Here is a 12,867-nt window from a genome sequence, read left to right as displayed (position 1 = left end):
AAAAACATATTTACAACGTATTAGATAAAGACTTTATAAAGAATTTACCTCACGTAATTTTTTTTTTGCAAATTTCAAAATATTGAGCACAACATTAAATTATTAAAGCTTATTGTATGGCAATTTATACACAAGGAGAAAAAATGGCTAAACCAATACAACACAATTGTACGCAATACCATATTTCAGGAGTCCATTTTTACAATGGCGCCAACTGCATAGCAAACATATACTTTGACAAAAGTTTCTCTACTTGGGGAATCCAAAGTCACTCAAGATTCAACAACTCTTCTAGACAAGGTCGTTTTTCGCCACTTCAGAACGAAGTATTTTCTGTCCCTGCCGATTTGTTGCTTAATGAAGGAGATAAATTCACCCTTACCATAGAAATAACTGATGCTACAGGTGTAAAAGCACACGCCTTTACTTTCGTTTACTCAAGATATTCCGATGCTTACGCTTCTATCAATACTTTAGATATCAACAACAACAATATACTTTGGAATACTCTACACGATCATTTCGCCAATCACGTGAAGCGAATTGTTCTAGAAAATAAGGGGGCTTATGTTGCCAAGCTCCGAGTTCACTATTACAATTCGAAGACAAAAGAAACGGGTTCCAAAACATCAGGCTCCATGGCCGTGGGAAAATCAAAATTTTGGGATGGCATAACGGAATTACACCTGCCAAACAATAGTTACATGTACCCTGAAGTCGTTGTTGTTTGGGGTAAAAACAAAAAATGCGATAGCAAACTCTATTACGTTCGCCAAGATTCTACAAGAGTTGTAACATACAGATGCAAAGGTACAACGTTGAAACCTACAATTTCCGAAGTATAATTTGGATTTTCAGGCAACAAACCAAAATTTTTTCTTAAGGAGAAAAAAATGCCCATTATCAAAACGCACAATTGCACAAACATTCATATTTCACGTATCGGCATCGGCAACACGAGTAAATCCCCTGTAAGCATCGTTTGTAATTTACCGATAAAGAACAAGGAAAAGCTTCCAAAATTCAACACACCTTCGGGAATGGCTACACTTGCGGCCATGGAAACCGTTGTCATATCCGTAAAAGATCTTGACGTAAGCGAAGGAAGTACTTTTACTATACTTCTTTCAAACAACACTGCAAAATCAGCAGATAAGGTTGAAATCCACATGTTCAACTTTACCTATTCTAAATTTTCAGACAGCACTGCCACAATTGACACGTCAAACTTAGATAGAGAAAATATCATAAATTATCCTGAAGACGACCATTTTGCGGATCACGTAAAGCGCTTGGTATTGGAAAACAAGGGTGCATACATAGCTAAATTTAGGATTCACTACTACAACGCTGTTACAAAAGAATGGGGCTACAAAACGTCAAGCTCATTCACTGCGGGAAAATCAAAATATTGGGACTGCATTACAGAACTCCACTTGCCCAATAACAGCATTGTATTCCCCGAAGTCGTAGTTGTTGCAGGGAAAAATAAAAAATGCGATAAAAAATTCTACTATGTCCGTCAGGATTCAACGAAGGTAGTCACTTATAAATGCACAGGAACTACATTGAAACCTTCAATTTCTGAATGCTAGTTTTCTTCCTTACAATGTCGCAGCTCACACGCTGCGGCATTTTCAATTTATCACAAAACAAACATCCAAAACATAAGCCTAGTCCCGCAAGGGGCTAGGCTTTCTAGATTTTGCAACGTCGTTTAGAACAACAAATCAAGTGGACTGCGCGGCATTTTCCGTCGCTTTTTCAGCAACAGCAGCACCCGCTGCATTTTCAGCAGTCTCGCCCGTTTCCGGTGTGACTCTTGTGCGAGCGTCGTACAAAGCTTTGGATATGCGGGTAAAGGCTTCGACGACGACTGGGTCAAAGTGCTTGCCTGCCCCTTCGGTTATAATCGACATAGCCTTTTCGTACGGGAATCCCTTCTTGTACACGCGTTCGGCGATGAGGGCGTCGAAGACGTCGGCAACGGCCATGATTCGCGCAGAGAGCGGGATTTCTTCGCCCTTGAGGTGTTCGGGGTATCCCGAGCCATCCCATTTTTCGTGGTGGTAGCTAGCCATTTCAATAGATTCGTTGAGGTAGCCTGCATCAAACGTATCGCCCGCATCGTGAACGATTTTCTTGAGGATTCGCCCGCCTTCTGTCGTGTGGCTCTTCATGATGGCAAATTCTTCGTCAGTGAGCTTACCGTTTTTGTTCAGAATCAAGTCCGAAACCGCGATTTTACCGATATCGTGAAGCGGCGCAGCCTGCTTGAGCTTGCTGATATAGCCATCGTTCAAGACGCCCTTGAACTTGCCTTCAGCACGCAATTCCTTCGCAATGGCCTCGACATATTCAGCGGTCTTTTTGATGTGGTCGCCAGTGTTCTTGTCGCGCGCTTCAACGAGTTCCGCGAACTCCGTAATCATCACGTTCTGCATTTTCTGGATTCTAAGAACCTGATCGCGCACCTGTTCAATAAAGCTCTGGGTGTCCTCGGTCATCGAATTGAAATGGTCGTACAATTGGCCGATTTCATCACTTGTATTAATCTTGAGGTCCTTCACATACGCAACGGCATTTTGAATCAGCGAAAGATCGAGCTTGCCCATTTCAAACGCCATTGCCGTACGCATCGTAGCCCCGGAAATTTTCATGGCGGCATGAGACATCTTGTTCACAGGCACCACAAAGCCGTGCTTCATCACCTCAATAATCACCATCATAATAATCAGAGAGAGCCCAAAGAACAGCGAAAGGAGCTTGATAAAGAACATGGCCTCATCGCGCACGATAGATTCCATTGAGATATCGGCAGCCACATAAGCAACCGTCTTCCCCACCTTATTTTTTATCGGTCTATAAACGGTGAGGAGCCATCCAAACTGGTCATCCGAAACAATCGGCTCAATTTCTTCGCCCGCCAAAAGCTTCGGCAAATAGGGTTCAAACGAGGGGTCAAATTCCACCAAGTCTCCCGGAGCACTGCCCGGCACGCCATCCGTATCAAGATCAAACACCACGTGGCAACCATCCGGCAAAATCTTGTACACATACACGTACTTTGTCTGCGGGAAGCTTTCACGAATGCCACCAAGCACTTCACGGGTATGCGCATAGCCCTCGACACCATACCCCTGCGCCACGTAATTGTCCACCTTTTCGGCATCAATTGCAATAGACGCCGCTTCGGTCACACCCTTTGCGATACTGACAAAGTTATTCACGCAGTTGTCACGATACAAGAAGAATCCGATCATGCTCGCTAGCCCGCCCAAAAGGACTTCGGCAATAATCACCATGATCACGACCTTGTTCAGCAAGGAATGGCGAATCGTCTTCTTGTCCGAAGAAAATCCCTTGTCGGCATTCTTATGCTGGAAAAGCTGGCCATCCTTGAGTTCGTCCTTGACATGACGCGGGATAAAGCGGAAAATGAGAGCAGACAAAAGAACAATGACACTCTTGTCAAAAACGTCAATTACGATATCAGCAAAGAGTTGCGAATAAAAACGGTTCCAGTGCAGAACGTCGTGGAACGCAATCGCGAACGGCGCCGAGATGCCCTCACCAAAATTGAACCCGTACAAAGCGTAAGTAAAGATAGACCCGATACCGCCACCAATCAGTGCGAAAAGCACAATCACGACAAGCAGTTTCCAGATGCTGTGGAAAAAACCACGGCGGAAAAGAAAGGTCGCAAGTGTAGCAATCAAGATACTCAAGACGCCGTAATACGTTGCGACCGGCTCCGAAATTCCGTTGATGGCATTCACGCTAAAGCCGACGATAACCGCAGGCAGGTAACCGCCGAGCATGGCCGTAAGCACGGTACCCAGGCAGTCCAAGAAGAGTGGTATCCCAAAGAAAATAGCAAGCTTGGCGGGAATGACATTCAGGAGCAGGCCCACAAGCATCAACAGGAGGATGTTCCTTGACCGCGAGAAAAAGCCCTCAACGGACGCCCTTACCGCTTTCAGTTTTAACTTCAATTTCAAAGCATATTTTCTCATACCAAAATTCTTCCTTTTAGCTTACATAAAATAAATAAAAAAAAGAAAGCCCGCACGGAGGCGGGCAATAAAAGGTCAAAAAAGTTTAGCGGTATTCGAACTTGGCCTTGAACAAGTGCTTGCAATTGTTGGAGTCGTTGCCCCAGTGGTCAGACGAACCTGCAAAAATGTGGATACCAAGGTCAGCCGCACCAGCTACCAAGCGACTCATACCAGCGATACGCCAGATGCCGCGGAGAACATCGTCGCATTCTTCACGAGTGAGGTCAGCGCCTTCAATGACGCCCCTGCACATGTACAAACCGTCGTGGATAAACGGAGCCGAGTTGTAGACATCGTTACCCTTCTTGATATCCGGAACGACGAACTGAGCAAAACTCGGAGCCGAAGCGCCATCGGACATGAAGCCCCTCTTGAAAAGGCAGGTCAGCAAAAAGTTGCGACTTTTACCCTCGGCCCTGATGTAGCGCGTTCCCTTGACGTAAACGTAGCGGTCAAGCTTGAAAAAATACATCTTGCCGTTGCCATCGAACATGAGCGGGAAATCGATCGTGACATCGTCCACGGTAATGGAATTGCGTTCTTTTTCAAGGTAGGTTCTGCTCTTTACCTTGTCAATATACATTTTTAAGTTAGCCATAAACTCCTTCACGGTGCAACACTATTGTACACACGAAGTAAAAGATATAAAATTTATCGGGATTACATTTTCTTCTTACGCACCAATACCACAACAACCGCTACACTGGCGACCAACAGTACAAACGCCGCAAAGCAAACAAAGCGAACGCCCCAGCGATGCAAGCAGAAGAACGACGCAATCGCGCCCTGGCGCGAGCCATCGCCATTTTCATTTTCAAAATACTGGAGCATGCACGCACCGAGATTTCCGCCTACAACGCAAGAATCCTTCGCAGAGACATCCGTGGCGTATGGGCCTACACCGAAGTTGTAATACGTGTCGTTATAATACAAGGCATCCTTGCTAAACTGGCCCCATTCCATATTATCAAACCAAACGACAGGAACCAAAGAATGCAGCATATTGCGACGATCAAGGCTATCTATCTGCAAATTCAAATCGTTCAAAAGAATCATCTTGTTACGGGACGCAGGCTCGTCCAGCACAACGTACAAATAGTTTTTAGTTTCATTTTTTTCGGACTGGAGCAGGCCCAAGAAATTGCTGTAACTATAGATTCCGCTATAAGATTCCTGTTTCACAGTATCAGCAAACAGCAGATGCTTATCAATTGCCAAATCAGATTGTTCCATCATCAAATTCACATGAACAGACTCATTTTTCTTGGCAAGCTTATTTTTCAATTCACCAAAGAACTTATTGAACGTCACAGTACTATTACTATCCTTTGGGAAATTTTTAAAGAACAAAGTTACACCGTCACCACGATATTCCAATTCATCGGTATTGAACGTGATGGTATTTACAATGCGCTGGAAAGACGAATTAACCTTCTTATTCAAAAGCTCATCAATTTCACCTGTAAGTTTTGCAAAGAACGAATCCAAGCCGACATTTTTCCAGTCATTCTTGACAACGACCCAATCCAACTTTACATTGTGGCGGTGGGTTTCATTGACAAATTCATAATTTTCTTTTTCATCAAAATGCGTCAGCGCAGATTTTCCTGAAGGCGTCACAAGAGAGCCGTTATTATCAGCCTTCAGACCATAATAAGCAAGTCGAGTTACCCCTTCAAAGTCCACCCATTTTGTCGTATCACCAGCATACCAGTACGGGTAAAAACCTACGATTTCGCCATTCAATTCTTCTTTACGGCTAGTTCCACTAGATTTGCTGTTCAAAATTAGTGAAGCCTCTTCATTGCTATTCACTTTAACAAGCGAGGAGTCTACAACTTTCTTAAAGTAAAGGGAATAAATAGAATCTAATCTATCAAAAGTTTTTTTCCAAAGGTCATCCGAGCAAATTCGGCCACTATATCTATCAATAAATCTTTTTTCTCGATGAATATCAGATATCAATATTTTTCCAACATCGCTATATATCTGACGCATATTACATTCTCTTTCCATACATACGCCATATTTTTCCCTTTTCTTAAGTTCCCGATTCTTACATATTTCACTACAAACATTTCTTATGGAATCTACAAGATTTTTTCTCTTCTTGGTAAAAAACGATTCGAGAGCAGCATCAATATACATGTCCTGATTATTTACTTTCCCGCTACAAAGCTTAAAACTCGATGCCAAGAGATTTTTGGCGTAAAGATGAAGTTGAACAGAATCCAAGAACGCAGTTTTCTGCATCTGTTTAACAAAATCATACGCTTGTTGAGAAAACACCATCTGTTGTTTTGCATCATCAATAATATACCATTTTAATGAATCAATAGCATAATCATCCAAATAGGTCGGCGTATTGAGCATTCCCATCGCGTCTGTAGCAGTATCCTCTCGAACAGTCCACGATGTCTGAATGAATTTATTAACAATTTTTTGATGCTGAGGATACTCCTTAAACAGCTCCTTAAATTTTTCATTCATCTGCGAACGGCTTTCATACTTAAAGGCCTTCTGTTCTTCAATAATTTTAAACACCTTAGTGGAGTCTTTTAGCAAATCCTGTTCCGCATACGCTTCCACTTTTTCAGGCGAAATCGTATAGTAGCTCATTCGCGATTCATTTGCAAACGACAAAACAGAAGCAAGCCCTAAAACAAGACACGCCAAGAAATACTTCATTTTCACGGGATTACCCCTCCTATTAAAAATACGAACATACTAAATATAGCATATTTCAAATAAAATCACGGATTAACGAAACATTCCGCAACTATAGTCCTTGAGCCATCATCCAAGCTCGCCTTGGCGATAGACTTTGCATTCGCATTCGGGAGGCCCTTTACAAGCACTTTTGAAGTTGCAGAATCCATCAGCTGGAAGCGTGGAGGCGCCCCGCTTACAATCGGGAGTTCCGTTCGCGATACGTAAAGCGAAACACGCGGCGTTTTTTCCACGCAATCAAACTGTACAGGATGATCGCCCTTCAGAGAATCGTTTATCCGCAAGTCCCGTTCGGCATAAATACCCGAGACGCAATAGCACCACCTCAATTTCTTTGTCGGAACTTTTACGGTGCATGTCAGCATTTTACGGGGAGTCAAATGGAGTTCCAGCGCAAAAATCACGCCAAACATCCGCTGCAATTCCGGCATGGAGTCCTTTTTACGCCCGTCAAAATAAGCCTTGTCTTCAGATACTACGGCCACAGGGAATTCATCATGGGCGATGCAGTCAAAATTCGTCACGTTCCAAACTTCTGCGATCGAAGCCTTGACATAAAAGAAAAGCGTCGTTTCTTGCAAAAAAGCACTTGCCGGGGCCATAATACGCACTTTTCCATCGTATATACGGCACACAGCCTCTTCCCTTTTCAGGGTTTCTGCAGTTTCGGGAGAAGCGACGACTTTGAAACCACAAGAACTACCGTTGTAATACTCGTGGCAAAGAGAGACATCCACTATTCTTGCGTATTCCATTAGACCACCTCCCTACTCGACCATTCGGGAGAATGGAATAAATCCAATATACAATACACCTCAAGCATTTTCTTTCATCCCTTATATTTTATTCGCACGTATTAACATGCTTATTCCTGGTTATAAGCACCACATACACCCAAGGCCGCAATATAATTATAAGTTTTGCATAATGTAGATTGTAAAATTAATTTTTCCATAATTCAGTTGTTCATAACACCCAAAGTTTGTATAAACATGTAAATTCAGCAAATAGTCATTTTTTCGGATTTTTCGTCAAAAAACAGAATACAGGGATGATACAAATTTTGTAAAAATATAGAAACCATGTAAACTAACAAAACTTACATAAAAATTTGAGAACAAACGAGAGAAAAATCCACCCAAGAACCCCTTAATTTTGCACGGCAACTAGATAAAAAATCAACTTTTGGGGTAAAACAGTAAGAACAACTCTAAAAAAGCATACAAATTATCCCAAAAACGGCATTTTTTACTCAAAAACCGCAAAAAAAGAGGATAATTTTAAATTACATAGCATATATATGGGCTATTTATACTAAATTAGGCCCATGTTTGAGCAGAATACGAAACAAGAGCTGACCCCTCGTCAAAAAGAAATATTGTCCCTCTTGCGTAAGGGGCTTACAAACGCCGAAATTTGCAGAACTTTGGGCATTTCGGCTAATACAGTCAAGGTACACCTCGCCAACATTTACAAAATTCTAGAAGTCACCAATAGAATTGAAGCGGTTTCTACGCAAGAAGAGCCAAACGTTGACATCGACGACATAAAGAAAGACCTAATCATCGTTTTCAACAAAGAAAACGACCTCACGGCAACACCCAAGGCACACGAACTCTATTTGGCAGTCGTTGAATCATTCCATCAATACCACATATTCCGCATTATTGACATTCCGGAAAAGGGGCTCGTACCTGGATTTATCATCAGCGTTTCGTCATCGCGCGACAACGAGGACACGTTATTCGTCTCCATCAGACAAGGGGCATCAAACGAACTCCTTTGGACAACCTCAATCAAGGTAAACGACGAAGACATTATTTTGTTAGCCCAAAAAGCAACGATGCTCTTGTTCCGAAGCCTGGTCCTAGCTACGGCGAAAATGAGGTTCAACCGCAATAGTCCTATTCCCTATTGGTGGTACGCCTCGATGTACTGTAACGTCAAGCTTGAAAACCGCCACAAGGAATCCTTTGAAATCAGCAAGAAAATGCTTTCGCCACTTGCTTCAAACGATTACTACAACGAGCAAGTTGTCTACATTCTCTCAATGGCCTATTACATCGCCTTTTTGGAAAACTGGGGCGACAGGCAAGAAAACAGCGCTTTGCTTGGCGAGCTAGCCCGTAAAGCGATGTTCAACGCCCCATATTCCATCTATTCAAAGATGATTATGGCGTTCTACAACACGACTATCGGCAACAAGGCCGAAGCCATAGCCTACCTCAAACAAACTATTGAAGAAACGCCCCTTTTCATCACCGCCCGCGTTGATCTAATACAAATTTACTTGCTTACCGGAGAAGAAGATAAGGCACTCAAGCTCATCGAAGAATGCGAGCGGCTGATCCCCGAGACGGCAAACAAAGCATCCGTATACCACGCAAGGTCTCTAATCCTGTTTTTGCAAGGCAAATATGACGAATGCAAGAACCAGGCCAATCAAGTTCTGTTGTACACACCCAACGCAATGGCCGTACGCCTTATAATGATAGCCTGCTGCAACAAGACAGGCGAGCTTGAAGAAAGCGCAAAGCAGATCAAAAAGTTGTACGAATATCACTCTTCTTTCTGCAGGAACGACCTTGAACAACTTCTGATGGGAGTTCCACCCCAGAAGAAAGAATTTATAATGAATTCAGTACAAAACGTATTCAGGGATAATACCGTATTAACATAGAATTAATACTAATTTAATACAAGTTTAACACAAAATTAGTACTAAATTAATTCTAAATAAACTCATATAAACAACCAAATTAACATTTTATAACCATACAAATTAGTACAAACAAACGCCCTATCTGGTTATTGCGAAATAATACTAGCGGATTCTACCTTTAGAACAGAACTTAAGGACAAGCAACAAAGAAGTTCTTAAGTCAAAACAAACACTCAAAAAAAACTCTAATAGGAGATAAATAATATGGAACGTATCCGCTATATCAGGCTTCACAACTCCGGCGCTTTCGTGGCTCGCATCAGAATCCAGTGCATCAGCATGGAAACCGGTCATTCTTTTGAAGTTGAACAGGATGGTTATCACGACATTTGCGCCGCCGCAGAAAGAACTTTTGACTTGCAGAACGATGCAAAGGGCGCAATCAAGCCCGGTGACTTGGTAAAGTTGGAAGCTGTCGTCGTTCTCGGCAAGAACAAGACCTCCGAAGAAACCTACATCTACGATCCGAGTTCTTCCAAGATGGCCACCTACACCATTTCGGGTACAACGCTCATCAACTCGCTCAAGTTTGAAGGCTGCAACTAATTTTTCTCAAAATTAGGTTTAACAAAAAGGTGAAGGCCGCATTTAACGGTTTTCGCCTTTTTTTCTTTATTTCTAATACCCAATATAGCCCAAACGGGCTATTGCGTAAACCCACCCCAAACATGTATTTTTGTTCTGCAATTCGCAAGAATAAACAATACAGAGAGAGTGTACATGAAACCGCAAAACAGGTCCGAAAGCGCCGACAAGCCAAAACAGGGGCATCCATATTCAGACCTGGTGCAGATGGCGACGACCCTCATTTACAAGGACGTTTCCCACGTGAGCCTCAAGCAAGAGGCCATCATTAAGCTTCTGAAGCTTGCCACAGCCGAACTGATCGCTCCAAACGCCGAAAACGGCCTCAACGACGCCACCTCCCTAAAATCGGAGCTAAAAATTGACCTTAAAATCGGAGATGCGTCTGTAAACCAGAACACCGGGCGCACAGCAACCCTTTTGGACCTATACGCCGAACACGCCGCCGAATACGGATTCAACAAAAGCTTTATAGCCGAGAATGAAGAACCGATAACAGATTCCGTTCAAGAAGTCCTTGACGGCCTTGTGGATTCCGAAAACAAGGACCACATTTATTTAATAAAAAGCAATCCTTTAAGCGGCGCTATTGAAGGCTTTTTAAGAGCACTTTTAAAAGCAAGCGGCATTGTTGCCGGCAACATCAAAGACCTTATTGAAAGCGCCAAGAAAATCACACCTCAAACATAGTGCTGCAAGGGCCTGAATTCGGACACCTTCGGATTCTCGACCTTGCAGCATTTCCTGATGCGCTTACATTATGCACTAACGCTGAGTTCGCTTACCGCGAGAGCAGGCACTTTGTAGCTTGCAAACGGATCGCGGTATTCGTTGCCGACCGCCACGATGTTCTTGATGATGTCGAAGTAATTGCCGCTGAGCGTCACGCCATCGACCGGATGTTTGATAGCCCCGTTCTCGCACCAGAAACCGTGCGCCCCGATGCTGAGTTCACCGCTCACGGAATTGCAACCGGAATTGCCTTCCAGGCGTACAACGAGCAAGCACTTCGGGAAGAGCTTCAAAAGTTCCATGGTCGTCATGCTTCCAGGCGGCACGAGCATGTTGTAGAAGCTCGTGGACATCTTGCTACCGAAGCTGCGAGCGCCATTGCCTGTCGTTTCGCGGCCCGCCTTGGCAGCCGTTTCAAGGTTGTAAAGCGCCGAATTGAAGACGCCGTTTTCGACGACCTTCACGCGCTTCGTGAGGCAACCTTCAGAATCGAAATAGAACTTGTGTTCAAACATTTCGCCTGTCGGATCGTTCCACAACGAGAACACGTCACTGGCAATTTTTTCGCCTTCCTTGCCGTCGAGACGGGACTGGCCCTTCTGCATCGTTTCGGCGAAGAACGGCTGGCTGTACATACCGAGGAAACGTGCGGAAATGCGTTCCGAAAGAATCACAGGAATCTTGCCGCTTTCGATTTTCTGGGCGCCAAAAAGTTCCGTTGCATATTCGGCAGTCTTGCTTGCAATTTCATCGACAGAGAATTCGTTCCAGTCGCGGCCATTCTTGACAAAGTTGCCAAGCTTCTTGACGCCACCCCGGCTTGCGACTGCACCGGCACCCGCAGAAGCGCAGTTCGAGCGGGCTTCGTAGAAAAGTCCCGTGTTGTTAGCAACGATGGAATAATCCTTTTCGATATCGCCACCGAGATACGGGATATTCTCGATTTCCTTGGACTTTGCAAAAGTCGCCTTTTCAAGCTCGATGCAGAAGTCCTTCATCATCGCAAGGTCGAGCGATTCAAGCGCCGGATTGTAATTCGGTTCGCCCTTCGGGAGTTCAACGGCCTGCGGGAGCGTAATGTCGATTTTTTCGGTCCACTGCGTGTGGCAAAGAGCGTCCTTGAGCGTTTGGCGCAAGGCTTCGTCGGTGAGGCGTTCTGTATGCGCGTAACCCGGACGGCCATCCTTGATGACGCGGACACCGAGACCTACGGAATCCGAGATTTCGGTATTCTGCACCTGGCCTTGGAAGACGGACAAGCCTTCGGAATGGGTGTTAGAAGCGATGACATCAAACTGTTCGGCTTCGCCCTTGGCGAGGTCACACATAAAAGAAACGGCATCTTTAATATTCATATCGCAAGTATAATAATTATATAGTCAGGCAAAACTACTCTAATTTGTCATGCCCGCCTCCGAGCGGGCATCTCCCATTTATCGAGAGGCGCGGCTTTTGCGTTCGAGCATTTTCCAGTAGGCGGCGGGGCTACCCGTCACGGATTCAAGCGCATTCGCCATCTCGGTCGAGATGCTGATTTCACCCGCAATCAGCTGGTCCAAAATTTCAACCGAAACGCCTACCCTACGTGCAAATTCCGGCTTGTCGATTTTAAGCCATTCAATTCCTTCGAGGATCGCCTGTCCCGGCGTCGGGGTTCCATGTCTTGGCATATTTTAGTCACTAGTTAAAGGTCAATAGTTAATAATTAGAAAAGAAGCAAACAGTGTCATTCTGAGCGAAGGGCGTAGCCCGTAGTCGAAGAATCTAAGAGTCATCCTGCAAAAGATCCTTCCATAAAGGATTCATCTGCATAATGAGGATCTCCTTTTTCTCTCGTCGCCAGCCTTTCAACTGTTTTTCACGTTTTATTGCATCTGTAATTTCCGTATATCGTTCAAAGTAAATCAACTTATTAATCTTATATCTTGAAGTAAAAGTAGCTCCACAACCTTCAATATGCTCTAAAGCGCGGCGACTTATATCATTTGTAACACCTACATAAAGAGTTGTATTACTTTGATTTGTCATCATATATGTATA

The 12,867-nt window shown here is 44.0% G+C and carries 12 protein-coding genes; 5 read left to right on the top strand and 7 right to left on the bottom strand.

All coding sequences use genetic code 11. The features are described from left to right. The first annotated feature begins 116 nt into the window (after positions 1–116). Both FSU_RS15055 and FSU_RS15050 read left to right on the top strand, forming a co-directional pair. Positions 117–845 carry a hypothetical protein gene (locus FSU_RS15055; protein WP_049858433.1) on the top strand — a complete coding sequence of 243 codons (729 nt, stop codon included), beginning with the start codon at positions 117–119 and terminating at the stop codon, positions 843–845. A 48-nt stretch (positions 846–893) separates the two neighbouring features. Beyond that, positions 894–1,595: a hypothetical protein gene (locus FSU_RS15050; protein ID WP_014547205.1), complete on the top strand. Its 702-nt coding sequence runs from the start codon at positions 894–896 to the stop codon at positions 1,593–1,595. A gap of 135 nt (positions 1,596–1,730) precedes the next feature. On the opposite strand, the gene FSU_RS15045 is transcribed toward FSU_RS15050, so the two are convergent. The 4 genes from FSU_RS15045 to FSU_RS15030 all read right to left on the bottom strand — a co-directional run bounded on the left by FSU_RS15045 (position 1,731) and on the right by FSU_RS15030 (position 7,543). After that, positions 1,731–4,016, bottom strand: coding sequence for an HD domain-containing phosphohydrolase (locus FSU_RS15045; protein WP_014547204.1), 2,286 nt, complete (start codon positions 4,014–4,016; stop codon positions 1,731–1,733). Between the two features lie 85 nt (positions 4,017–4,101). Continuing rightward, positions 4,102–4,656 carry a DUF1353 domain-containing protein gene (locus FSU_RS15040; RefSeq protein ID WP_014547203.1) on the bottom strand — a complete coding sequence of 185 codons (555 nt, stop codon included), beginning with the start codon at positions 4,654–4,656 and terminating at the stop codon, positions 4,102–4,104. 62 nt (positions 4,657–4,718) lie between these two features. After that, positions 4,719–6,746 carry a hypothetical protein gene (locus FSU_RS15035; RefSeq protein WP_014547202.1) on the bottom strand — a complete coding sequence of 676 codons (2,028 nt, stop codon included), beginning with the start codon at positions 6,744–6,746 and terminating at the stop codon, positions 4,719–4,721. A 65-nt stretch (positions 6,747–6,811) separates the two neighbouring features. After that, positions 6,812–7,543 (bottom strand): hypothetical protein, encoded by a 732-nt coding sequence (locus FSU_RS15030; protein WP_014547201.1) that lies wholly within the window; start codon positions 7,541–7,543, stop codon positions 6,812–6,814. A 572-nt stretch (positions 7,544–8,115) separates the two neighbouring features. Between FSU_RS15030 and FSU_RS15025 the strand changes: the two genes are divergently transcribed. From FSU_RS15025 to FSU_RS15015, 3 genes are all read left to right on the top strand, one after another. Continuing rightward, positions 8,116–9,468 (top strand): helix-turn-helix domain-containing protein, encoded by a 1,353-nt coding sequence (locus FSU_RS15025; protein WP_014547200.1) that lies wholly within the window; start codon positions 8,116–8,118, stop codon positions 9,466–9,468. Positions 9,469–9,714: 246 nt separating this feature from the next. Next, entirely contained in the window at positions 9,715–10,056 is a 342-nt protein-coding gene (locus tag FSU_RS15020) for a hypothetical protein (protein ID WP_014547199.1), read from the top strand. Positions 10,057–10,230: 174 nt separating this feature from the next. Beyond that, the gene (locus tag FSU_RS15015; protein WP_014547198.1) at positions 10,231–10,785 is read left to right on the top strand and encodes a hypothetical protein; all 555 of its coding nucleotides are present in this window, start codon (positions 10,231–10,233) and stop codon (positions 10,783–10,785) included. Between the two features lie 68 nt (positions 10,786–10,853). On the opposite strand, the gene FSU_RS15010 is transcribed toward FSU_RS15015, so the two are convergent. The 3 genes from FSU_RS15010 to FSU_RS15000 form a co-directional block, all read right to left on the bottom strand. Continuing rightward, entirely contained in the window at positions 10,854–12,182 is a 1,329-nt protein-coding gene (locus FSU_RS15010; RefSeq protein ID WP_014547197.1) for a TldD/PmbA family protein, read from the bottom strand. A gap of 78 nt (positions 12,183–12,260) precedes the next feature. Beyond that, positions 12,261–12,497, bottom strand: a complete 237-nt coding sequence (locus FSU_RS15005; protein WP_014547196.1) for a helix-turn-helix transcriptional regulator — start codon at positions 12,495–12,497, stop codon at positions 12,261–12,263. A 94-nt stretch (positions 12,498–12,591) separates the two neighbouring features. Beyond that, complete coding sequence (locus FSU_RS15000) at positions 12,592–12,858, bottom strand: GIY-YIG nuclease family protein (protein WP_233138400.1); 267 nt, start codon at positions 12,856–12,858, stop codon at positions 12,592–12,594. Positions 12,859–12,867: the final 9 nt, after the last annotated feature.

The sequence above is a fragment of the Fibrobacter succinogenes subsp. succinogenes S85 genome, from assembly GCF_000146505.1.
GTDB lineage: Bacteria > Fibrobacterota > Fibrobacteria > Fibrobacterales > Fibrobacteraceae > Fibrobacter > Fibrobacter succinogenes.
Note: the sequence above shows the minus strand (reverse complement) of the source record. Positions and strands in the feature narration are given on the sequence as shown.

Excerpts from the sequence above, each read along its gene's own strand:
- FSU_RS15055 (WP_049858433.1), top strand. The coding sequence starts at position 117 with ATGGCAATTTATACACAAGGAGAAAAAATGGCTAAACCAATACAACAC.
- FSU_RS15050 (WP_014547205.1), top strand. The coding sequence starts at position 894 with ATGCCCATTATCAAAACGCACAATTGCACAAACATTCATATTTCACGT.
- FSU_RS15045 (WP_014547204.1), bottom strand. The coding sequence starts at position 4,016 with ATGAGAAAATATGCTTTGAAATTGAAGTTAAAACTGAAAGCGGTAAGG.
- FSU_RS15040 (WP_014547203.1), bottom strand. The coding sequence starts at position 4,656 with ATGGCTAACTTAAAAATGTATATTGACAAGGTAAAGAGCAGAACCTAC.
- FSU_RS15035 (WP_014547202.1), bottom strand. The coding sequence starts at position 6,746 with ATGAAGTATTTCTTGGCGTGTCTTGTTTTAGGGCTTGCTTCTGTTTTG.
- FSU_RS15030 (WP_014547201.1), bottom strand. The coding sequence starts at position 7,543 with ATGGAATACGCAAGAATAGTGGATGTCTCTCTTTGCCACGAGTATTAC.
- FSU_RS15025 (WP_014547200.1), top strand. The coding sequence starts at position 8,116 with ATGTTTGAGCAGAATACGAAACAAGAGCTGACCCCTCGTCAAAAAGAA.
- FSU_RS15020 (WP_014547199.1), top strand. The coding sequence starts at position 9,715 with ATGGAACGTATCCGCTATATCAGGCTTCACAACTCCGGCGCTTTCGTG.
- FSU_RS15015 (WP_014547198.1), top strand. The coding sequence starts at position 10,231 with ATGAAACCGCAAAACAGGTCCGAAAGCGCCGACAAGCCAAAACAGGGG.
- FSU_RS15010 (WP_014547197.1), bottom strand. The coding sequence starts at position 12,182 with ATGAATATTAAAGATGCCGTTTCTTTTATGTGTGACCTCGCCAAGGGC.
- FSU_RS15005 (WP_014547196.1), bottom strand. The coding sequence starts at position 12,497 with ATGCCAAGACATGGAACCCCGACGCCGGGACAGGCGATCCTCGAAGGA.
- FSU_RS15000 (WP_233138400.1), bottom strand. The coding sequence starts at position 12,858 with ATGATGACAAATCAAAGTAATACAACTCTTTATGTAGGTGTTACAAAT.